The 21,099-nt window shown below is 39.2% G+C and carries 22 protein-coding genes; 10 read left to right on the top strand and 12 right to left on the bottom strand.

The features are described 5' to 3' along the window. Nucleotides 1-204 precede the first annotated feature (204 nt). From HMPREF1048_RS11125 to HMPREF1048_RS11090, 9 genes are all read right to left on the bottom strand, one after another. Nucleotides 205-384, bottom strand: a complete 180-nt coding sequence (locus HMPREF1048_RS11125; RefSeq protein WP_001284806.1) for a hypothetical protein — start codon at nt 382-384, stop codon at nt 205-207. Then, the gene (locus tag HMPREF1048_RS11120; RefSeq protein WP_000797952.1) at nt 377-718 is read right to left on the bottom strand and encodes a hypothetical protein; all 342 of its coding nucleotides are present in this window, start codon (nt 716-718) and stop codon (nt 377-379) included. Before HMPREF1048_RS11120 ends, HMPREF1048_RS11125 begins: the two co-directional genes overlap by 8 nt. An 18-nt stretch (nt 719-736) precedes the next feature. Further along, nucleotides 737-1,045 carry a hypothetical protein gene (locus tag HMPREF1048_RS11115; protein WP_232616446.1) on the bottom strand — a complete coding sequence of 103 codons (309 nt, stop codon included), beginning with the start codon at nt 1,043-1,045 and terminating at the stop codon, nt 737-739. Between the two features lie 80 nt (nt 1,046-1,125). After that, on the bottom strand, nt 1,126-1,581 hold the full coding sequence (locus tag HMPREF1048_RS11110; protein ID WP_000823591.1) for a hypothetical protein: 456 nt from the start codon (nt 1,579-1,581) through the stop codon (nt 1,126-1,128). 19 nt (nt 1,582-1,600) lie between these two features. Further along, on the bottom strand, nt 1,601-1,771 hold the full coding sequence (locus tag HMPREF1048_RS13380; protein ID WP_001097413.1) for a hypothetical protein: 171 nt from the start codon (nt 1,769-1,771) through the stop codon (nt 1,601-1,603). An 18-nt stretch (nt 1,772-1,789) separates the two neighbouring features. Further along, nucleotides 1,790-2,182, bottom strand: coding sequence for a hypothetical protein (locus tag HMPREF1048_RS11105; protein WP_000523899.1), 393 nt, complete (start codon nt 2,180-2,182; stop codon nt 1,790-1,792). 251 nt (nt 2,183-2,433) lie between these two features. Further along, complete coding sequence (locus HMPREF1048_RS11100) at nt 2,434-3,078, bottom strand: recombinase family protein (protein WP_000207191.1); 645 nt, start codon at nt 3,076-3,078, stop codon at nt 2,434-2,436. 90 nt (nt 3,079-3,168) lie between these two features. Then, nucleotides 3,169-3,543 (bottom strand): hypothetical protein, encoded by a 375-nt coding sequence (locus tag HMPREF1048_RS11095; RefSeq protein WP_000287043.1) that lies wholly within the window; start codon nt 3,541-3,543, stop codon nt 3,169-3,171. A 145-nt stretch (nt 3,544-3,688) separates the two neighbouring features. Next, entirely contained in the window at nt 3,689-4,930 is a 1,242-nt protein-coding gene (locus tag HMPREF1048_RS11090; protein ID WP_000394415.1) for a hypothetical protein, read from the bottom strand. Nucleotides 4,931-5,231: 301 nt separating this feature from the next. On the opposite strand from HMPREF1048_RS11090, the gene HMPREF1048_RS13530 reads away from it, so the two are divergent. From HMPREF1048_RS13530 to rlmB, 8 genes are all read left to right on the top strand, one after another. Beyond that, entirely contained in the window at nt 5,232-5,393 is a 162-nt protein-coding gene (locus tag HMPREF1048_RS13530; RefSeq protein WP_004249260.1) for a hypothetical protein, read from the top strand. A 10-nt stretch (nt 5,394-5,403) separates the two neighbouring features. After that, nucleotides 5,404-5,649 (top strand): hypothetical protein, encoded by a 246-nt coding sequence (locus HMPREF1048_RS11085; protein WP_001003973.1) that lies wholly within the window; start codon nt 5,404-5,406, stop codon nt 5,647-5,649. A gap of 155 nt (nt 5,650-5,804) precedes the next feature. Then, on the top strand, nt 5,805-6,410 hold the full coding sequence (locus HMPREF1048_RS11080) for an MT-A70 family methyltransferase (RefSeq protein ID WP_000193478.1): 606 nt from the start codon (nt 5,805-5,807) through the stop codon (nt 6,408-6,410). 162 nt (nt 6,411-6,572) lie between these two features. After that, a complete protein-coding gene (locus HMPREF1048_RS11070; protein WP_000828562.1) occupies nt 6,573-8,723 on the top strand; it encodes a type IV secretory system conjugative DNA transfer family protein in 2,151 nt (716 codons plus the stop codon). After that, entirely contained in the window at nt 8,710-9,480 is a 771-nt protein-coding gene (locus HMPREF1048_RS11065) for a replication-relaxation family protein (RefSeq protein WP_000411025.1), read from the top strand. Before HMPREF1048_RS11070 ends, HMPREF1048_RS11065 begins: the two co-directional genes overlap by 14 nt. Next, nucleotides 9,473-9,595 carry a hypothetical protein gene (locus tag HMPREF1048_RS13600; RefSeq protein WP_001058384.1) on the top strand — a complete coding sequence of 41 codons (123 nt, stop codon included), beginning with the start codon at nt 9,473-9,475 and terminating at the stop codon, nt 9,593-9,595. Before HMPREF1048_RS11065 ends, HMPREF1048_RS13600 begins: the two co-directional genes overlap by 8 nt. Nucleotides 9,596-9,669: 74 nt before the next feature. After that, nucleotides 9,670-11,340 (top strand): recombinase family protein, encoded by a 1,671-nt coding sequence (locus HMPREF1048_RS11060; protein ID WP_000149837.1) that lies wholly within the window; start codon nt 9,670-9,672, stop codon nt 11,338-11,340. Between the two features lie 80 nt (nt 11,341-11,420). Beyond that, on the top strand, nt 11,421-12,149 hold the full coding sequence (rlmB, locus tag HMPREF1048_RS11055; RefSeq protein WP_000855758.1) for a 23S rRNA (guanosine(2251)-2'-O)-methyltransferase RlmB: 729 nt from the start codon (nt 11,421-11,423) through the stop codon (nt 12,147-12,149). 491 nt (nt 12,150-12,640) lie between these two features. Here the strand turns inward: rlmB and htpX are convergent, their stop codons facing one another. Beyond that, complete coding sequence (gene htpX, locus HMPREF1048_RS11050) at nt 12,641-13,540, bottom strand: zinc metalloprotease HtpX (protein WP_000895738.1); 900 nt, start codon at nt 13,538-13,540, stop codon at nt 12,641-12,643. Nucleotide 13,541: 1 nt separating this feature from the next. After that, nucleotides 13,542-14,102, bottom strand: a complete 561-nt coding sequence (locus HMPREF1048_RS11045) for a LemA family protein (protein ID WP_000219846.1) — start codon at nt 14,100-14,102, stop codon at nt 13,542-13,544. A gap of 93 nt (nt 14,103-14,195) precedes the next feature. On the opposite strand from HMPREF1048_RS11045, the gene rsmG reads away from it, so the two are divergent. Together rsmG and HMPREF1048_RS11035 are read left to right on the top strand one after the other, a co-directional pair. After that, nucleotides 14,196-14,909 (top strand): 16S rRNA (guanine(527)-N(7))-methyltransferase RsmG, encoded by a 714-nt coding sequence (gene rsmG, locus HMPREF1048_RS11040; protein WP_000801930.1) that lies wholly within the window; start codon nt 14,196-14,198, stop codon nt 14,907-14,909. Between the two features lie 204 nt (nt 14,910-15,113). After that, the gene (locus tag HMPREF1048_RS11035; protein WP_004249258.1) at nt 15,114-16,397 is read left to right on the top strand and encodes a uracil-xanthine permease family protein; all 1,284 of its coding nucleotides are present in this window, start codon (nt 15,114-15,116) and stop codon (nt 16,395-16,397) included. A 301-nt stretch (nt 16,398-16,698) separates the two neighbouring features. Here the strand turns inward: HMPREF1048_RS11035 and HMPREF1048_RS11030 are convergent. Continuing rightward, nucleotides 16,699-21,099 (bottom strand): ZmpA/ZmpB/ZmpC family metallo-endopeptidase (locus HMPREF1048_RS11030; protein ID WP_000296000.1); only part of this gene is annotated, 4,401 nt, incomplete at its 5' end.

Genomic DNA, 21,099 nt, shown 5'->3' with positions numbered 1-21,099 from the left:
AACGCCCCACGCACAGAACTCGAAAATAATCTGAGTTCATACATCTTATGAGTGAATTAAAAGACGGTTCAAAAAATGAGCCGTCTTTTTTCTATTATTCGTCAAATATATATTGATTTTTGGGGGATTAGATACCTTAGATTTGAATAAGAGAAGATAATCTTAGTTTTATCTGGCAGTATAACTAGACTGTAACTCCTTAACTTATTTTTCTTCTTTTTCCGCCTTACGTTTTTCTTCATGCTTATCCAGACTTTTTGAAAAGAATTGCTCGGTTAAATCTGTCAGCCAATCTGCAAAACGTTCGCCTGCGAATTGAATAGCGATAAGAATTCCAGTTACTACAATAAAAACCAAAATCAAGTAATTATCCAAATTAGCCATTGTAATTATTTTCTCCTTGTTTTCTTGCCTCTACTAAAATATCTTTAAAATCGTCATCTTGCCAAAGTGTGAAAAAAGTAATTCCACCAACCACAACAGAGACCATCACACCTGTAAGGCTACTTCCACGCTTTTTCGAAACCAGTTTGTTTATCTCTTTGCCTGCAGATTTAAATATCCCAGCTGAGAGATAAGAATCAGGTTTAAATACAGAACCTGCTGTATAGCTTTGCCCGTAATAAAGTACCGAACCATTATCTCTAAATCCATAAAATAGAAACCCAATGATGGCTATTGTTATAATTGCCAATCGAATTTTAATGCTATTTTTCATATTATCTCACCTTTTACATTACTCGTAATCGATACCTTTTCTCGTTATCGCAACAACCTTTCCTTTACTAAGAAAAACAATCACTGATTTACCGTCTTTTAATTTGTAAACGTAGTAGTCTGTGATGATTCCATTTATCCCCACAGTCCAATTTGATTTCTGAGACAGGATTGATTCACTACTAGATAAGTCCATTTTTAGTAGTTTTTCATATAACTGGGTAACATCACTAAGAGAAGAGGACTTCTCGTGTGGTGCTCCAACCGCCTTAAGCAAGTCTTTTTCGGTTAGTTCATTCTGAACACTTGGAAAATTCGATAAAACCAAATCCTTTCTCTTATTTGCACAAGAAACAAGTAACAGAATCATCACTAAACATGTAATCACCATTCCTAATTTTTTCATCATTATTCTACCTTTTTGAATTCAAACTTTAACGAATTTTCTCCAATCATAAATCCATTCTGGTTATCAGAATTATCATTTAATGGCTTATTTTCAAAATATAAAGTCTTTTGGTCGTCAGACAGGGTTGCAATTCCGGAAATATTTTTTCCTTCAATTACAATTTTGTCGCCTTTTTGATGCCATTTGGCGGAGAAAGTTTCGCCGTTGTCCATTGTTAAAGTTCCGTCTTTTTTTATCTCCATAGTAGCATTCCAGTGAATATATTTAGAGATAATTGAAGCAAGGTCGGCTTGTCCAGTTGCTTTGCCTGCAATTTTTGCACCATCTTCTCTAACACTTCCTTGGTCAAAGATATCGGTCTTCCACTTGCCTGTGAAGTTCTTAGGGGAACTACAACCTAAAAGCATAATACATGACAGTAAAATTATAAATGAGAAAAATAACTTTCTCTTCATCGATACTCTTTCTAATAAATTACCAATATCTATCAAAGGCACTAAGAATATAGCTAAGGTCTTTGGATTGTTCTTTAATCTTCCCACCAACGACTAATTGATATTCAATTCCGCCAAGAAAACCACCTGAGCTTTCAATAACCTCAACCAATTCACCACGAACTACTTTTTGATTTAAACGAGTATTCATTTTAAACCTCTTTCTATTCTATCTCGAACTATATTGCATAATTCGTTCTATAATGGCGTCACGGCGTTTAATGCTTTCAGACATTTTTATCGCACCATTAAGACCATACCACATCTTCGAAAATCCAGAATCACCTAAAGCAATGAGCTGAAGTCCACATTCATTCTCAAGTTGGTAAACATAAACCTGAACTGCATAAAATTGCGGAGAGAATAAGCCAGCTTTACCTTTAATGACGATTTCTATATCAGCTCTATCATCAAAATCAGCTAATGCACCCGAACTACTCTGAATAGCTTCTGGGGTTGTTTTCCACTCGGCGCAAATTTCTTGAAGAATCACGCCAATATCAGAAACCGAAAGTTTGGTTGTTACCTCAACTGAGTCGGCTTTTAAGTCGTTAAGTCCCATAAAGAACCTCCATTTTTTATTTTTCACTCAAAAAATCCCTGCTACAATAGGGGTTGAGCTTGTTTTAGTTAACGGTCGTCAACTAAAACAATGAAAAAATAAAAATGCTAGTTCAACAAGGCAACTAAAACCTTATTAAATCAGCATTTTAAAATATTTTTATTGATAACTTTGATTGTTTTAACAAACGACCGTTTGCTAAAACTGTTGATAGGTTTAATGTACTATTTTTCTAAGGATTTGTCAATCAATTATAGGTGATTTTTTCTATTTATTTGAATACCATTGCGCTTCAGTACATTATAAATAGTTGCGGTGGAAATGTTCAGCTGATTCGCAATATTTCGAACGGACATTTCTTTTTGCTGGTATTGTGCAATAATTTGCTTTTCTTTATCTTTCGCTATTCCTTTGTTGCCAAGCTTCACGCCTTTTTCTTTCGCTTTACGGAGTCCGTCTTTAGTGCGTTCAGAAATAGCTTGAAGCTCCCATTCTGCCACATAACCCAACATCAAACAAAAGAATTTTCCAGTTAAAGAATCTGTTTCAATATTTTCATGAATAGATTGAAGATGAATACCATGTTTGGTTAAATCTTCAATAATAGCAGATAGGTGAAGCATCTTTCTTGTAAGTCTATCCAATTTATACACAACAAAATTTGTTTTAACACCTTGCTGGGCATATTTTTTCGCCATTTTTAAAGCTTTGTCAAGTTGTTTTCGCTCCTGATTTCCACCAGAATCTTTTTCAATATAGAGTTTATCGCAAAAGCCGAGTGCATCTTTTTGAACAGATAGCCCCAATTCTTGTCTATTATCTGTTGAGCTAACTCTGGCATAGCCAATGGTTATGGTTTCTATATTTTCTTGCTTATTAGTATTATGGGTTGTCAAAATTTCTCCTTTCTTTACTATTGTAGCAGGTAGTTATATTTTAGAGAAAAATTAACGAAATAAAAAAAGACCCACGAGGTAGGTCTTAGGTTAAACAGAACGCTTATTTTGTTTACGCTCTAAACGCCTTAGAATACTTTGTTTATGCAAAATATATTGTTCTTCATTCAAATCTAAAACTTCCATTACAGCGGTATCTAAATCTGCTCCATTTCTGGAACTTCTGAAATCAATACCTTGATTTTGACACTCCATCGTATGAAGAAGAAAATCGTTAAAAACTTTCACTGCTTGACTATTCTTTTCTCTTAAAGCCTCTTGCTTTTTCTCGTTAAAACCTGTTAATGCCTGAATTTTTTCAGCATCATCGGTATAAGTCAATAATCTACGAGCAAGATTTTCTTTTGAGTAGGGATTAGCTGCAGTATCATTCCAAATGATTTGTTTGTAGCGTTTTGAATACATGTGAGTTACCTCTAAAAATAGATTTCTACCGCTTGCTCGGTAGATTGTTTCATTTTCTACCAAATGCAAGGGATTAACTATTCTCAGAAGCACTCTGGAAAGTTGCGAAAATATTAAATTTTATAGCTTTATTATACACTAATATTTATGTTTTGTCAATGTCTGGAATGTAATACAGCCATTTGTCTCTTTTAGGACGAACATTTAAAGAGTAACCTGTTCGTTCTGAAATCCACTGATTGATATCAACACTGTCCGCATTGCTACCAGGTATGGTGTTAATACGATTATGTTTAGAATCTCGGTATTTGGCTTGCGAAAACATATTGAACGAAGTTACCCAATCGTCCTTGTCTTCACCAATCACACTGACATCAACTTTAAAACTTTTGCACGGTGCAGTCAAACGATAAGAAGTTTGAAAGACGGGACATTTGCGGATTTGTTCCACTTCTAATTTTACTTCGTAGTAGCGGTGATGTGGTATATCGTGAACGGAATGAATCAATTTGTAAGGGTAGACGCTGTCGTAACTTGTATCAAGCCTCGAGTGAACTTCCAAGTCTTCTCCGTTAATCGTAACCTTCAAATGATGATTTTCAGCTTCCTCTTTGGTTTCGAAAGAGAAAGAATAGGTCAATTTTCCATCTTCCATCAATCTTGGATTAACAAACTTTGACTCAAAAACAGTTTCACTTTTGATAAGAAAATCTTTTGTAGCCTTACGTGGAATGATGCGGATTTTGCGTCTGAAAGAGTCAAAACATCTGCCCCGACAAATAGAGTCAAACATCTCACTTGAGACCTCTGGCAAAGAAGCGATTTCCTGAAGTTCTGGTTGGTGTTTCTTATCTAAATTTGAGATATAAGTAGCGATAAAGACTAAGGAGGTCGCTAAAAGTCGGTCATATTCCTTATTTTTATAGAGTTCTTCCAGCTGGTTGACATCAATTTCCCAGCAATTCTCAATATGAGGATTTTCGATGAATTCAATAATTTTGTAAGTTGGAGAAGTGAAAAGCTCTAATATTTTACGACAAGCGACTGATTTCGAGAAATAGGCGTCATCTTCAATACTTGAAAACTGCCCTTCCACAGTCGAAATTCGCTCTATATAATCATCTTTTTGTAAAAATTTTAGGAGGGATAGATGGATTTTTTCTGTTCCCTTACAGATTTTACTACAGTAAGGTTTATCCAATATTTTCTCGCCATCTTCTCCATTATATTTTTCATCCAACTCATCATTTGAATCATAAGACAAGATACGCAATATCATTGTTACGACACTTTCTTGGTTTTTCTTAAATTCAAAATCAGAATTTATTCTCTCAAAAAGTGAATTATTGATAATTTGGCAAAAAGTTCCTAATCGAATAAACTCCATAGCTTTTTCCTCCTCCAACTTGTAACCACAACTTTAGGCTCTTTTCTCACAACGACAGGACAATCAGTCGGTGATATACTTAAACCATCAGTTAGCTAACAACATTATACCACACCAGAGCTCAGGTGTGGTAGGAAAGGAGGACTTGCCTATCGGCGAATAAGACCAACATGCATTCCATTAAAAATAAAGGAGAAAAACTATACTTCCACAAAATACTCAAAATCCAACAGATGTAATCCCTCAACTGGCGAATCCATTTCAGCTTGAAGTTGCCAAATCACTTTCGAAGGAGATGGCGGTGCTTCAAAAGAATCAGCTTCTGACGGCAGACATTCTTAACAAAGTAGGCGACCTTTCGAAACTCGAGGCAGATATTCTGGCAAAAACTCCCCATGCCAAGGAACGCACAGATTTCATCATCAAGACTTTTGTCTTGGTTGCCTCCCAACAAATAAGATAGGAGGTTCCCTATGAATGAACTTATCTTGCCCATAATTTTTGCCGTTGCTCTTGGCTTTGTGGCTGGCGTTATTGCCTTGTTGGTATATCTTGATTCTCAATCTAAAAAACAACCAGTCAAAGAGAAAAACAAAAATCTTCCTCCTGTTTACACTGAAGAAGAAATTGAACTAGCTCAATTTCTCGAAAAAAGGCAAGCCGTCAACGAGGCATTCCTTTCAGCTCAGGCGGAACTACTCAAAGAACTTCGAAAGTGAAGTAATTTTTACATCACCGAACAAAACAGCAATATAATAGCACCTTAACAGATACAGCACCATTCTCATCGCTCCTAATCCATAAGCTGCTTATGCTCCCTTTTGCTAGCGGTTTCTGGTATGCTCGGAGCGTCACAAACAGAAAGGATTTTAAAATGACACAACCAACTCAACCAAAGAAATTCAAAACCATCCTCGCTGATGTTCCCTATATGAAGAACCAAACAGGTAGCTACGGAGCCTGCAAGCACTACAACCTGATGAGCCACGAGGAAATCCGCAATATGCCCATCAAGGACATTGCTGCAGATAACGCCCATCTCTGGTTTTGGACTTCCAACTCTTATATAGAAGAATCTTACGATATTATTCGGGCGTGGGGCTTTGAGCCAAAAAGCATTTTTACTTGGGTTAAACCAACTCTGGGCTTGGGAACTTATCTGCGAAATTCCACCGAGCATGTAATTTTCGCTACTCGTGGAAAAGCTCCTATCAAGTTTAAAGGTCAAATGAATTGGGGCTTCTTCCCCAAACAAGACCATAGCCATAAGCCCGAGGAACTCTTTGCTATCATCGAACGCTGTTCTGAACCAGATTATTTGGAGCTCTTTGCAAGGCGACCTGTGTCTTCTAATAAAAAGTGGGCTATATGGGGTAATGAAGTTGAGAGCGACATTATTATCTCTAACTATCCCGTTCCTAAATATTCTAAAAATCCCATTGACTACAGAAAGGCAAATGATGAAGTGTGCGAAAAATAGTTGGCTACACCTTGCTTTTCGTTCTGCTGGCTTATTTGGTCAATCGGGCGGTTCACTGGCTAATCGAAATTGCCCTACCCTTAAGCCTGCTTGCCGTATTACTTGGTGGCGGAATGCTTGCCTTTCGCTACTGGAAAAACAAAAGAGATTGGAGGTGAACCGATGAAGCGCCCAACAAATTTTGAAGTGTTCGAGATGGGTTACACTCGCCCTGTGGAATTTCAAGACATACTGGATTTGATGGTGCGACTTTCAGGCTACACTAGACGCCAGCCCTTCGTTTTGGAGATTCGTTTAACGAAAAACGAGGTGCGATATTTGCTTCTCAGTAGCCCACTGGACACACCCTATTTACACAAAATGTTGCAGGTTTCCAATGACATTCAGTTTGCGAAACTTCGCCCTAAAGAGCGAAAAACATTTGAAAAAGCGTGGCGTGTAGCTATCAAACGCAACTATTTTAGCCTCAAAACAGATGGCGTTGAAAATTTCACTCGTTCCTTTTTAGCACTGTGCCATCACCTCAAACCATTAGAGGAAATTTGCGTGCAGATTATGGTGGGCAAGTCGCGTCCGCCACAACCGCTGGCTCGGGATTTGTCGCATCTTAACGCCACTTGGTGGCAGTGGATTTCAGGGAATATCCCAAAGCTTTCCAAAGACACCGATAAGCTGATTCGGGAAAAACTCCGCCACGCCCAGTTTCAAGCAGATGTACGGATTGGCGTGCGAAGTGATAGCCATTTTCGTAAGAATGAGCTATACCATACCGTTTTAGGATCCTTTCGAATGTTAGAATCCAGCGGTGTCGAATTTTTTCTTAACCAGATTTCAAGCGAGAAAGTTAATAAGGTTCAAATTCCGTGGGCTTTTCCGCTCACCCTTTCTTCGCAGGAGCTTGCCAGTTTTTGGCTTGCCCCTATTGGCGAAGGTGAACTGGCTGGGATTGCCAATATTCACCCCAAAATTCTCCGACTGCCTTTGGGTTATAAAGTGCCAGATGTGCCTGTTCGAAAGTTTGGTGAAAGTATCAAAAACGAACCGCTGCAGATTTTACCTCGAGACGCCACTCAACATTTATTAGTTTTAGGCGGAACGGGTGTCGGGAAATCTACCCTACTCGCCCAGTTCATTTTAACAGATATTCAGGCAGGCAGAAGCACGCTGTTAATTGACCCCAAAGGAGACTTGGTGCGAGAAGTGTTGGCTCATTTCCCAAAAGAACGGCGAGTGGATTTGGTTATCATAGACCCCAGCTCCAGCAACAAAATTATCGGTCTCAACCCCTTTGACCTGACTCGCTACACCTCGCCTGAGCTGGTGGCAGATATGTTGCTTAATCTTTTTCAAGAACTTTTCAGCGACAACTGGGGTATTCGCACGGTTGATGTGCTCAGCCATGCCTTAACCGTGATGGCACAAGTTGAAAATTCTAATTTACCCCAATTACCTCAGTTTTTAACCAATCCTGTCTTTCGAAATCAACTATTAAGTCAGATTTCTGACCCTTTTCTCTTGGATTTTTGGCAGGGCTACAACCAGCTAAGCGAAGCAAACCGTGAGGTATTAATCTCGCCCGTTCTGAACAAAGTTCGTCAGCTATTATTGCGAAAAGAACTGCGAGCTATGCTTGCCTCCACTTCAAAAAAGTTTAATTTGATTGAGCTGTTCACGAGTAAAAAGGTGGTGCTGGTGAACCTTAACCGAGGGCAGATTGGGGTGACAAACGCTAAATTTATAGGGTCACTTATTACCAACTACATCTACCAGCTAACCCTACACCAAGCCCGTCTCGCCCCTGAAAATCGCCCTTTTCTGCCCATTTACATTGATGAGCTGGGGCAATTCCTTAAGCTCCCTGTGGATTTGGAGGATGCCCTCGCGGTGTCTCGTTCGATGAAAGTGGGCTACATTCTCGCCAGTCAGAACTTGACGCAACTGCCATCTGCTCTGCGTATCAGCATTTTGAGTAATTGTCGCAGTAAAATCATTTTCACGCTGGAACACCACGAAGCCAAGGAACTCGCCAGCCAAGCTCCAGAACTCACTTTCGAAGATTTTATGACTCTTGCACCTTTTCACTTTTATGCCCAAATGCCGATTTTTTACAACCACTTCAAGTGGGTCTCAGGGCGAAGTCTGCCTCTTTCGAAAAATGCTCAACCAATTGATAAACTTTATGCCGAAAGTTTGGAACGCTACGGCGACGATTTAGCCAATTTTGAAAATACGCAACTTCAAAACAAGAAAAATGAAATTCCGCCCGAAAACTTGGGACGGAAGAAGCGAGGAGGACAAAATGGAGAAAATTGAACTAACGGAAAAAGAACAAGATATTTTAACCCTACTCGCCCAGTGCCGTTATGCAACCACCAAGCAGATTGTTGCCCTCTATTTTCAGGATAGTCAGCATTCTCGAACGGCTTTTCGAAGGGCTAACTTGCTTCTAACTAAGCTCAAAAATCATCAACTGGTTCGTCATCTGGAACGGCGAATCGGTGGCGTGCGAGCAGGTTCAGGCAGTTTCGTTTGGCACATCACGATAAAAGGCTTAAAAGCATTACATCGTCCACAACGCTTTAAAAATAAGTATGAACCCACCGCCCACCACTTGGAACACACGCTGGCGGTGACACAAGCGTATGTTTTTCTGAAATTGTTGGAAGAAGTTGGCAAAATCCAGCTGGAACGGTTCAATTTTGAACCCACCTGCCACCGCACCTACGCCACCTTTTCGGGCAAGAAGATTTTTCTGAAACCTGATGCTTTTGCCCAGCTGGTTTTGGGCGAATATGAGGACAGTTATTTTTATGAAATTGATATGGCGACCGAAAGCCTCAATCGAGTGTTGAACCAGTGCAAAAAATACATCACCTACTACCAAACAGGCATCGAGCAGCGAGAGCAAGATGGTGTGTTTCCACTGGTTCTATGGATTGTGCCGCACGACAAACGAAAAGAAGCGATTTCGAAGAAAATTGAAAGCGAGCTGAATAATTTTCAGCCAATGTTTCAGGTGGTAACGCTGGAGGAATTTAGCGAATGGATTGGAGGACGAACAGATGAATAATGAAAAAGAACGAATTGTCAAAATCGGGCGAGCAACTTTTAAGATTAACCGAAAATTTGGTGGTTCGAAAAGTTTGAAAGAATTACTTGAAAAGCTGATTTTGCAGGAAAAATAAGCCCCAAAGACTGGACTTATTCGCCCTTTCGAGGTATCCTATCCATGGGTTAGAGTGTATTGAAAGGAGACACGATGACACACAGCACATTAACAAAGCAAATTCCAGATTGGACAAAGGTTGAATTTGAAGGCCTGAGCGAGATTAGTGTTTTGTACTGCAGGCTTTCATCAGAAGATGCAAACGAAGGTGAATCTAACTCAATTTCCAACCAACGCTTGATTTTAAGCAAACTGGCGGAGCGAGAGAATTTGAGCAACCCAATTGTATTTTATGATGATGGCTACTCAGGTTCAAACGCCCAGCGTCCAGCTTTCCAACAAGCTCTGGCATTAGTTGAAAATAACCAAGTTTCGAATTTTGTGGTAAAGGATTTGAGCCGTGTTTCACGAGATTACCTGCTTTCAGGAAATCTTTTGGAGGTGGTTTTTCCTTCGAAAAATATTCGCTTCATTTCCCTGCAAGAAAATATAGATAGTAACAAGAAATCTAGCCAAGATGCCTACCTCACACCGTTGGTTTCACTCTTTAACAACTGGTATAGTATGCAGTGTAGCGAGAAAATTAAGCTTTCGAAACATACCAAAGCCAAAAATGGCGAAAAAATCGGCTGGATTACCCCTTATGGATACCTTAATAATCCAGAAAATCGTAAGGAGTGGTTAGTAGATGAATATGCTTCAGAAATCGTTAAACGGATATTTTCGGAGTATATTTCAGGCAGAACGCCAACCGAGATAGCTCAAGGTTTAAGGCGTGACAAAGTCCTCACTCCTGCTCGCTACAAAAAGAAGCTGGGTGTTTCGAACTATCGAATTTTAGAGAGTGACCCTTGTTATTGGAAAACTCAGATGATTTGGCAAATATTGGAAAAAGAGGAGTATATCGGCTCAACCATTAACTTGAAAACCGCAAAAATTTCCTACAAACAGCGAAATTGTCGCCTGCGACCTCGTGAAGATTGGCTAATTTTCCCAGATAGCCACGAAGCAATTATTTCGAAGGAAGATTTCGAAATTGCAAGAAAAATGATGAACCACAAGCGAGTCGTTCAAAGGCATAACTGGAAAAACAAAACAGGACATGAAAACTTGTTTGCAGGCTTGCTTTATTGCGAAAACGAGCATAAATTAAGTTTTTGCCCACAAGAAAAAGATGGCGTGAACCTCGACCATTATAAATGTTACCATTTTAAGCGAGCTGGCGATACTTGTTCGGGCGGTCACTATCTTCGTAAAGAAGTATTGGAAAACCTAATTTTAAACGAGCTTCAAGAACTGATAAACTCGTTTCAGATTAACGAAGCAGATTTATTACAGCGCTTGAAGGATAAGTTTGAAATCAAAGAAACCAAGAAGTTTAGCGAACTGAAAAAACAGCTGACCAAAAACGAACAGCGAATGGTGGAGTTGGATACTATCATCCAGCGACTCTACGAAAAGCAACTCTTGGGTGAGATTGCGGATGACCGCTTCAAAAAATTGTGCGACAGCTATGAGGCGGAACAAGCCGAGTTGAAGGAAAAAGTCCAAACTGCCACCGCAACTCTTGGGGTGAAAATGAAATCTGCCCACAACATTGAAGAATTTATGACAACCATTCGAAAATATACTCAGCTTGAGAATTTAACCTCAAAAATTGTCAACGAATTGATTGACAAAATTATTATTCACCAACCGATTGGTAGAGGCAAGAATAGACAAATTAAACTGGAAATACACTACCGATTTATTGGTGATATTTAAGTATTTAAAAGAGCGAGTTGTAGATCACTGCTCTATATTTAATAATAGGACTGCTGAGTGAAGTGTGGTATAATAGAGGCATGAAAACAAATGATATTGTCTATGGCGTTCACGCCGTTACCGAAGCCCTCCTTGCAAACACAGGAAACAAACTTTACCTCCAAGAAGATCTCCGAGGTAAGAATGTTGAGAAAGTCAAAGAACTGGCTACAGAAAAGAAGGTGTCCATTTCTTGGACTTCAAAAAAATCTCTCTCTGAGATGACTGAAGGTGCTGTCCACCAAGGTTTTGTTCTACGAGTATCTGAATTTGCCTATAGCGAATTAGAACACATCCTAGCAAAAACACGCCAAGAAGAAAATCCACTTCTATTGATTCTGGATGGCTTAACTGACCCTCACAACCTAGGCTCCATCCTGAGAACGGCCGATGCGACCAACGTTTCAGGTGTCATCATTCCCAAACACCGTGCTGTCGGTGTTACTCCTGTCGTTGCCAAAACGGCCACAGGTGCTATTGAACACGTACCGATTGCTCGAGTAACCAATCTCAGTCAAACCTTAGATAAACTTAAGGATGAAGGATTCTGGACCTTTGGAACGGATATGAACGGTACTCCTTGCCACAAGTGGAATACAAAAGGGAAAATCGCCCTCATCATCGGAAATGAAGGAAAAGGTATCTCTAGCAACATCAAAAAACAGGTTGATGAAATGATTACCATTCCTATGAATGGACATGTTCAAAGCCTTAATGCCAGTGTTGCTGCAGCCATTCTCATGTACGAAGTTTTCCGAAATCGCCTATAAAAGAGGTTGGACAAAAACTAACTTCTAACTAAAAGCACACAGTGATTTTTAAATAACTGATTTGTAGATTGAATTCTTGGACAATTTTGTAACCCCCATGCTCATTAAGATGAATCCTAGCTCTACTACGCTGCCCTACTTGTCTCTAACACACACTTTGAGCTCACCAAAAATATTCTCTAATTTTCGAAAAACGAGATCAGTTGCCCTCCTCCGTTTGACATAGATGCTAGATTCTTCTTCGATATGTCATATGTTCTGAACAAAGTTTCCTAAAGAAATTCTAATACTCAATGAAAATCAAAGAGCAAACTAGGAAGCTAGCCGCAGGCTGGACTTAAGTATGGCAAGGCGAAGCTGATGCGGTTTGAAGAGATTTTCGAAGAATATAAGTTGTATCCTAACCAATTGATTTCTGAGTTCCTTATATAAGAAAATGAGCATCTCCAACTACGAGAATGCTCATTTTTTAGGATTGTATAGGCAAATTTTTACATATGTTTCAAACGCTCAATCCGTTCTGAAATAGGTGGGTGGGTATAAAATAGTTTTTGGAACCCTCCCCCTTTCTTGGGATCATTGATATAGAGTGCGCTGCTGGCATCATCGACAGGACGACTCATCGGTTTACTATTATCCAACTTACGTAGAGCATTAATCATCCCTTGAGGATTGCGAGTCAACTCGACACTGGAAGCATCAGCTAGGAATTCCCTCTGACGAGAAATAGCGAGTTGCACCAAGGTTGCAGCGAGAGGTGCCAGCACAATAGCTAGTAGGGAAACCACTAGCATAATGATTTCTAAGCCATTTCCATCTCGATCATCATTACTTCGTCTGCGCCCTGCACCACCCCACCACATCATGCGACCTGCCATACTAGAAAGCATGGTGATAGCACTAGCAAGGGCAACAGCAATAGTCGAAATGCGGATATCGTAATTACGAATATGACTGACTTCATGGCCCATAACAGCTTCTAGCTCCTCACGATTCATGATAGCTAGAAGGCCTGAAGTCGCAGCAACCGCTGCGTTTTGAGGGTTAGAACCTGTCGCAAAGGCATTTAAGGCTGGATCATCAATGATGAAAACACGGGGCATAGGAATCTGAGCGACCATAGCCATATCTTCCACTACATGGTAGAGGTCTGGTGCTGTTTGTTCATCCACCTCACGCGCTCCATTCATCGACATGACAATCTCTGTCGATTGAAAAATCATGGACAAGGCATAGATAAAGCCAATAATCAGTGCGATAATCAAACCAGCAATCCCAGATCGCATAAAGAGATAACCAACCGCATAGCCAACCAGAGCTAAGAGTAGGAAAAATACCAGCAACAAAATCCAGGTTTTTCGTTTATTGCTTGCAATTTGATCAAACAACATCTTAGTCACCTAAACCGCTAAAATCAACTTTAGGAACTGCCTTTTCCTCTTCTGGTGTTTGAAGGAAATCTGCTGCTTTAAATCCAAACATTCCAGCGATAATATTGCTTGGGAAAGTTTCTAATTTTACATTGTAGTTGCTGACAACACTGTTGTAGAGTTGACGAGAGTAAGAAATTTTATTTTCTGTATTTGTCAACTCCTCTTGCAATTTAACAAAGTTGGCACTAGCTTTCAAATCTGGATAGCTTTCTGCAACTGCAAAAATACCTGAAACCTGACGAGTAAGGGCATCACTAGCTTTCATAGCTTCTGCTGGTGAAGTCGCTGCTGCCACTTGGTTACGCAGTTCTGCCACTTTTTCAAGGGTAGAACCTTCATATTTGGCATAACCTTTTACAGTCTCAATCAAGTTTGGCAAGAGGTCATTTCGACGTTTCAACTGAACATCAATCTGACTCCAAGCCTCCTTTGTTTGCATACGATTCTTAACCAAACCGTTATAGCTAACAATCACAAAAATAACAACAAGAGCCAAAACTCCAAGAATAATCCAAGTCATGATATAAGTCCTTTCTACTTTTAGATTAGTACCAGTATATCAAATTTTTAATGATTGTGGTAAAATAAGATCATACTAAAGAAGGAAATAACTATGAAACCAGAAACATTTTACAACTTGCTTGCCGAGCAAAATCTTCCACTTTCGGACCAGCAGAAAGAACAATTTGAACGTTATTTTGAACTCTTGGTCGAGTGGAATGAAAAGATTAATTTAACAGCCATTACGGACAAGGAAGAAGTTTATCTCAAACATTTTTACGATTCGATTGCACCCATTCTTCAAGGTTTGATTCCTAATGAAAATATCAAACTTCTTGATATTGGAGCTGGGGCAGGTTTTCCTAGTCTACCAATGAAAATCCTCTATCCTCAGTTAGATGTGACCATCATTGATTCACTCAATAAGCGCATCAACTTCCTCCAACTTTTGGCTCAAGAACTAGATTTAGACGATGTTCATTTCTACCATGGACGTGCAGAAGACTTGGCCCAAGACAAGAACTTCCGTGCTCAATATGATTTTGTAACGGCTCGTGCGGTTGCCCGTATGCAAGTCCTATCTGAATTAACTATTCCCTACCTTAAAGTTGGCGGAAAACTATTGGCACTCAAGGCAAGCAATGCGCCTGAGGAGTTATTAGAAGCTAAGAATGCCCTCAACCTCCTTTTTAGTAAAGTAGAAGACAATCTCAGCTACGTCCTACCAAATGGAGATCCGCGCTACATCACAGTGGTGGAAAAGAAAAAAGAAACGCCAAATAAATATCCACGTAAGGCTGGCATGCCCAATAAACGCCCGCTTTAATCTTTTTAGTAAAAAAATATTTACAAAGTTTGTAATTTTTGCTATACTATCACAAGCAAAGGTTTTTAATGTCATCCCGTGAGGTGACGAAGACGCAGAAATATTTGAAACTCTTTAAAGTCTAGATTTTAAAGAAGTCTTACTCTGAGGGCCTATTGCTGTAAAATAATGGGCTCTTTTTTGATGCCCAAAAGTGAGGTTTATATGAAACAAGAATCAACTGTTGATTTGTTACTAGACGTTGACCAACGTCCTTCGACTGGAAAAGGAATTCTCCTTAGTTTCCAACACGTTTTCGCTATGTTTGGTGCGACCATCTTGGTACCCTTGATTTTGGGAATGCCTGTATCTGTTGCCCTTTTTGCTTCAGGTGTCGGGACACTCATCTACATGATTTCAACTGGTTTTAAAGTTCCAGTTTATCTAGGTTCTTCATTTGCCTTTATCACAGCAATGTCGCTTGCTATGAAAGAAATGGGTGGTGATGTATCTGCTGCCCAAACAGGGGTTATCTTGACTGGTTTGGTCTATGTCCTTGTGGCTGCTGGTGTTCGTTTTGCAGGTACAAAATGGATTGATAAACTCTTGCCACCAATCATCATCGGACCTATGATCATCGTTATCGGTCTTGGACTTGCAGGTTCAGCTGTTACCAACGCTGGTCTTGTAGCTGATGGAAACTGGAAAAATGCTCTTGTAGCAGTTGTTACTTTCTTGATTGCTGCCTTTATCAATACAAAGGGAAAAGGCTTCCTACGAATCATTCCATTCCTATTTGCCATTATCGGTGGTTACCTCTTCGCACTAACTCTTGGTTTGGTTGACTTTACACCAGTTCTTAAAGCCAACTGGTTCGAAATTCCTGGTTTCTACTTGCCATTTAGCACTGGTGGTGCCTTTAAAGAATACAATCTTTACTTTGGTCCAGAAACTATTGCCATCTTGCCAATCGCTATCGTAACAATTTCTGAACATATCGGTGACCATACTGTTTTGGGTCAAATCTGTGGCCGTCAATTCTTGAAAGAACCAGGACTTCACCGTACTCTTCTTGGTGACGGTATCGCAACTTCAGTTTCTGCCTTCCTTGGTGGACCAGCCAATACAACTTACGGAGAAAATACAGGGGTTATCGGTATGACTCGTATCGCTTCTGTCTCAGTTATCCGTAACGCTGCCTTTATCGCGATTGCCCTTAGCTTCCTTGGTAAATTCACTGCCTTGATTTCAACCATTCCAAACGCTGTACTTGGTGGTATGTCAATCCTTCTCTATGGAGTTATCGCCAGCAACGGTTTGAAAGTCTTGATTAAAGAACGTGTTGATTTTGCTCAAATGCGTAACCTAATCATCGCAAGTGCTATGTTGGTCCTTGGACTTGGAGGAGCTATCCTTAAACTCGGTCCAGTTACCCTTTCAGGTACTGCCCTATCAGCCATGACAGGAATCATCTTGAACTTGATCTTACCATACGAAAATAAAGATTAAGAGACTTGACACAGAAAGAGAATGACCAAAAACGAGTTTCTCTTTACTAACCCCAAAAAGTTGCACAAATAATTATTGAAAGGACTTAGTTCTGTACTGCACAGGACTAAGTCCTTTTATAATAAAATGAAGCAAAACAGTACATAATGTGGTATCGTCAATTGAAACAAAGACAAGATAAAAGAGCCTCAAAAAAAGGTATTGCAACTTGGCAATACCTTTTTTGAGGTGCTTTTTGAAAGCCATCAAATGATGACTTTTCAGAGGGAGCAAAAAACTGTTCCCTTTATATTCTAAACATTTAAATGTCTTTTTTAAACAGTTGGTTAAAGAAACCGTCTGTATTTTTAAGAAGGGCTTTGAATACCTTAGATTTAAGAGCTACAGTATGAGAGAAGTCATCTGTTTTTTTCAAATCTTCTTCGACTGCTTTATCAAATAAAGGCCTTAACTCATCATAGTTACTGATATGGACGCCATCAATATCGATACCTTCAAAGCCTTTCTTAGCTTTAGCAAGAACCTCCTCGTACCAATGTCTCTTCCACTCTTCAAGTGTCTTGAACTTGTCTCCAGATACTTTCTTAATAATAAAGTCATCGCCTAGCAAACCTTTATTTTCTTTAATAGCTGCATCTTTGTATTTGTTAGATACATAACTAGTGAAACCTTTGTCATATCCATAATAACCCCACATGCGGAAGGCATTGTGTTTGAATGATAATGAACCAGGAGCTCCAAGACTAGTATTACCACCATAAATACCAGCCATCATATTGACGTTTACATATGCTGAGTTGACAGCATAATCTTCAGGGCGATAACGTCCGTTACCTGGATTTCCATGTTTCGTCATGAAGTTATTATCCACTAAATCATTGACGCTAGATAAAGTCATTACCTTTTCTTCACCTTTCAAATCACGGACACTATCCCATTGGTTTGGACCTAAAAGATCATTGTACTGAATCTTAGAGCGCATTTCTTTGTCGATTTTCTTGAACCACTTACTATTGTCTCCTTTAATTTTAGGAAGTACAGCATCAGCTTCTACATAATCAAGCAACATCATAGCTTCATTGTAGTTTCTCATGTAGCGGTCAATGTCATCACGTGTCTTTAATTTGTCAGGATCTGGGTTGTACCATTGGTTACCGTCATTTGGACGATGGTAAGCCATGTTAATTCCAAGTGCGCCGTATTCACCATTAGTCGTTGAACTATCAGGTGTTTGCAGCATACCTTGTGCATAGGCTTCTGCATTTGTACCAACACGTTGACTGTATCCTCCGTAATAGAGCATTCGGTCATTGACGTGTGTTGTTTCGTGAGTAAAGGCTGAAATACCAAATTGTGATATTAAATCGGTTACCATAAAGTAAACTTGGTCATTATTGTTTGCACTATCGTAAATACTAGCCATAGCTCCCATGGCTCCATTTGTTGCGTGGAATTTGCCAGTTGGACCATACAATTCTCTAATAGGTCTGATAATTGCCCCGTTCTTTCCGTACCCCATGCTGTTGGCACCGTCGACTCCATGGTAGTTTTGGTTATCCCAAACTGGTGTCGGTACCATATTTTGACTCTTAAGAAGTCTATCACGAACATTAGATAATGATAAACGTGACCAGAAATCTAAATAAGTTTGTTGAGCATGTGCAACTTCATCAATCTTAGTTTTGAACTCATTACGAGCTTCTTCTGTATGTTTTCCATATTTCTCAAATGAACTGTACGCCATCGTGTTATATGTTGAAATTAAGAACATATGGGCATCTTTAAGCGTTAGAAGTGGTAAAATCATACGACCATGAACGCCGTTATCTAGCCCATCAAAGACTCTATGACGTTTATTAATAAAGTCAGGATTTGTAGTTTTAGGTTCTGAAACATAAACATTCTTAGCTGAGTGGATAAACCAATCATTAATGTCTTTATCCTCTGTAAACAAACGCATGTTGTATTCTAAGAAGTTACGCAAATTACCTTTACCAGTATTACCTGCGATGATTTCACGGTAAGCATCCTGAGTCCGATCCCCTTTCAAGTTCTTTTCACTTGAACCGATGTTGATGAGTCTGTCAATAACACTTGGTGTCTTACCATAAAAATCAGGTTTGAACATCATGATGTTTTTTATACTCATGTCACCGTATTTGATATCATAGTAACGATTGAGATAAGTCAGAGCCATCATGATTTTAGCTTTATTGGTTTCTACTTTCTTGAGAAGTGCGTTTATCGCAGCTTCATCACTATTCAATTGATGGTCTTCATTTTCGACCAAGGCTTTGACTAACTTATCTAGATTTTGCTTCACTTCGGCAAAGCTTTCTTCTAAGTATAGATTGCGAATATATCCATCTTTACGTGTGTTGGTATTTTCTTCAGCTTTCTGACGATTATCCATTAGCGCGCGTACTTCAGATGAAATTAAGTCAACACTTGAAAGTCTTTCTTTCACATCTGCAATCAGTTTGTCTCGATTTTTAACAACCATATTCGGTGTATAGACAACATCACCAAGACCAGATACGCTATATTCACGCACTTGTTGGACTTTAGAATCCTTGAGTGTGACCCCCATTTCTTCTTTTGTACCATCTGCATAGTGAATCATTATTTTATCGATATCCGATAAATCGGTCACGAATTGACCATCCTTCATTCCCGTAACAGAAAGGACTTCTTTCTTAGCTAAGTTTGAATCTTCTGCAAGTTTGTTACCTTGGTTGACAATCCACTCTTTGTTGTAGAACGGTTGAAGTTTTTCAATGTTACGATAAGCCAGATCTCGATCTACTTTATAGTCTTGGGTTGACTTATATTCATCTTCTCTTCTGGTTAAACGATTTAAGCGATTGACCACAGGTTCGTTGATTTCATATTTGTCAGCAGTAATATTAAAGGCTGCAATTCTCTTATTAGCTTCATCTTGACTAATTTCTTTAATTTTGTCACGAGAACGTTTGTATGAATGCTTACCTGAACTGACACCTTTGACAACAAAGTTACGCTCTAACCATCCATTTGTGAAATAACCACCATCGTAGTCCAAATCTGAAGAACCAAAGAACTCTTCACCATTTTCAACTCTCATCATTGAAATATTATCTTCCAGTTTACCAAAAGGAAGATTGCTATTGATAAATCCACCTGTTTCAAACAAAACTTTAGTCTTAATGGTTCCTTTGGTGACTGATTTACGAATTGAACCGTATTTACCAATTCCCATAGAGTCGTTGCCATTATCTGTTTTAGCAACTAAACCACCTATACGGGCTCTGTTAGCAACGATATCAGCCTCGACATATGCTTTTGCAACATTACCTCTCCAAATCTCACCGGCAATACCAGCCATATATTGACCTTTATCACCAACACCCGTGAGTTTACCGATGAAGGCTACATTTGTCAACTGACCACCACTATCGATTTTATTGACGATACCCGCAATATTGTTATTAGCAACTACACTACCAGTTACCTTAACATCTTCAACAGTTGCATTTTTCACCATATTGGCAACAGGTGCTATTCCGTCAGCCCAAGGCATATTGATATCCACATTACCTAAATTAATATTTTTCACAGAACCATTTTCAACACGGTCAAATAAGGGACGGGCAATGTTATGAATTGTATATTGTTTACCATCAACACTTGATAGATGTCCCTTAAACGTACCTGGGACATATTGTTTGTTAGGTGTTGGTACATTTGTAGCATTCAAATCTGATCCGATTTTAAATGTACCATTTTTATTAACATTCATAGCGTCTACTAAATCTTTAAAGTTATAGTAGACATTATCTTCTTTAGGTTGGGGTTTTTCTATATAATAAACATACTTATTGCGCGCCTTAGATGGATCAATGTGTTGAATCAAATCTTGAGCTTCAGCAGTGATTTTATAAAGTTTCTTACCTTCTTCAGTCACTTCTTCAATTTTATCAACTGCTAAACGTGTTACTTTATTATCACGACTAGTGATTTTTAAGTACATTTTCTTCACATCTTCATCAGAAGGTTTTTCGCTCATGAAATCACTTGGTGTTTCAGTACCATCATCATTCACCTTCACTAAATTAGTAGATGAAATATTTTTAATTTCGACCTTTTTCAACTCCAAACGCAAAGGTTTTTCATCCAGTTTAGATGTTTCATCACCTTCACCACGGTTGTAAGTCATTGTTGTTGCAATTTTATAATCTTTGAATAAATCCAAACCTTGAATAGCGTCTGTCAATTTTTCTTTAGATAAATCAACTCGCTTAACAACAGTGTCCCCATCTTTAATCTCAGCTATAATGCTCTTGATTTCAGTATTACCTGTATTTTCAAGAGTGTAATCCAATTTAGCTGAACGATCCATCGCATCTTCTGTAACCTTATCTAAAGTCAAAGTTGGAGCAACTTTTGACGTATATTCTGGCAACTCAGCTTGAACTTCTGGTTCTCCCTTTTCTGTGACTACTGCTTCGGGTAATGCTGGCTGAACTGCGGGTTCCCCTTTCTCAGTCACAACAGCTTCCGGCAACGCTGGTTGAACTTCTGGTTTCCCTTTTTCAGTCACAACAGCTTCGGGTAAGGCTGGTTGAACTTCTGGTTCCCCTTTCTCAGTCACAACAGCTTCCGGCAACGCTGGTTGAACTTCTGGTTCCCCTTTGTCAGTCACAACAGCTTCTGGTAACGCTGG

It is taken from the genome of Streptococcus mitis SK575 (assembly GCF_000257865.1).
Taxonomy (GTDB): domain Bacteria; phylum Bacillota; class Bacilli; order Lactobacillales; family Streptococcaceae; genus Streptococcus; species Streptococcus mitis_CQ.
This window is presented reverse-complemented; position numbering and strand designations above follow the sequence as displayed.

Bases quoted from the DNA above. Each gene is read 5' to 3' on its own strand.
- HMPREF1048_RS11095 (WP_000287043.1), bottom strand. From the start codon at position 3,543: ATGTATTCAAAACGCTACAAACAAATCATTTGGAATGATACTGCAGCT.
- HMPREF1048_RS11065 (WP_000411025.1), top strand. From the start codon at position 8,710: ATGGAGAAAATTGAACTAACGGAAAAAGAACAAGATATTTTAACCCTA.
- HMPREF1048_RS13380 (WP_001097413.1), bottom strand. From the start codon at position 1,771: ATGAATACTCGTTTAAATCAAAAAGTAGTTCGTGGTGAATTGGTTGAG.
- HMPREF1048_RS11035 (WP_004249258.1), top strand. From the start codon at position 15,114: ATGAAACAAGAATCAACTGTTGATTTGTTACTAGACGTTGACCAACGT.
- htpX (WP_000895738.1), bottom strand. From the start codon at position 13,540: ATGTTGTTTGATCAAATTGCAAGCAATAAACGAAAAACCTGGATTTTG.
- HMPREF1048_RS11060 (WP_000149837.1), top strand. From the start codon at position 9,670: ATGACACACAGCACATTAACAAAGCAAATTCCAGATTGGACAAAGGTT.
- HMPREF1048_RS11045 (WP_000219846.1), bottom strand. From the start codon at position 14,102: ATGACTTGGATTATTCTTGGAGTTTTGGCTCTTGTTGTTATTTTTGTG.
- HMPREF1048_RS11120 (WP_000797952.1), bottom strand. From the start codon at position 718: ATGAAAAATAGCATTAAAATTCGATTGGCAATTATAACAATAGCCATC.
- HMPREF1048_RS11125 (WP_001284806.1), bottom strand. From the start codon at position 384: ATGGCTAATTTGGATAATTACTTGATTTTGGTTTTTATTGTAGTAACT.
- HMPREF1048_RS13600 (WP_001058384.1), top strand. From the start codon at position 9,473: ATGAATAATGAAAAAGAACGAATTGTCAAAATCGGGCGAGCAACTTTT.
- HMPREF1048_RS11080 (WP_000193478.1), top strand. From the start codon at position 5,805: ATGACACAACCAACTCAACCAAAGAAATTCAAAACCATCCTCGCTGAT.
- HMPREF1048_RS11110 (WP_000823591.1), bottom strand. From the start codon at position 1,581: ATGAAGAGAAAGTTATTTTTCTCATTTATAATTTTACTGTCATGTATT.
- HMPREF1048_RS11105 (WP_000523899.1), bottom strand. From the start codon at position 2,182: ATGGGACTTAACGACTTAAAAGCCGACTCAGTTGAGGTAACAACCAAA.
- rsmG (WP_000801930.1), top strand. From the start codon at position 14,196: ATGAAACCAGAAACATTTTACAACTTGCTTGCCGAGCAAAATCTTCCA.
- rlmB (WP_000855758.1), top strand. From the start codon at position 11,421: ATGAAAACAAATGATATTGTCTATGGCGTTCACGCCGTTACCGAAGCC.
- HMPREF1048_RS11070 (WP_000828562.1), top strand. From the start codon at position 6,573: ATGAAGCGCCCAACAAATTTTGAAGTGTTCGAGATGGGTTACACTCGC.
- HMPREF1048_RS11090 (WP_000394415.1), bottom strand. From the start codon at position 4,930: ATGGAGTTTATTCGATTAGGAACTTTTTGCCAAATTATCAATAATTCA.
- HMPREF1048_RS11085 (WP_001003973.1), top strand. From the start codon at position 5,404: ATGAATGAACTTATCTTGCCCATAATTTTTGCCGTTGCTCTTGGCTTT.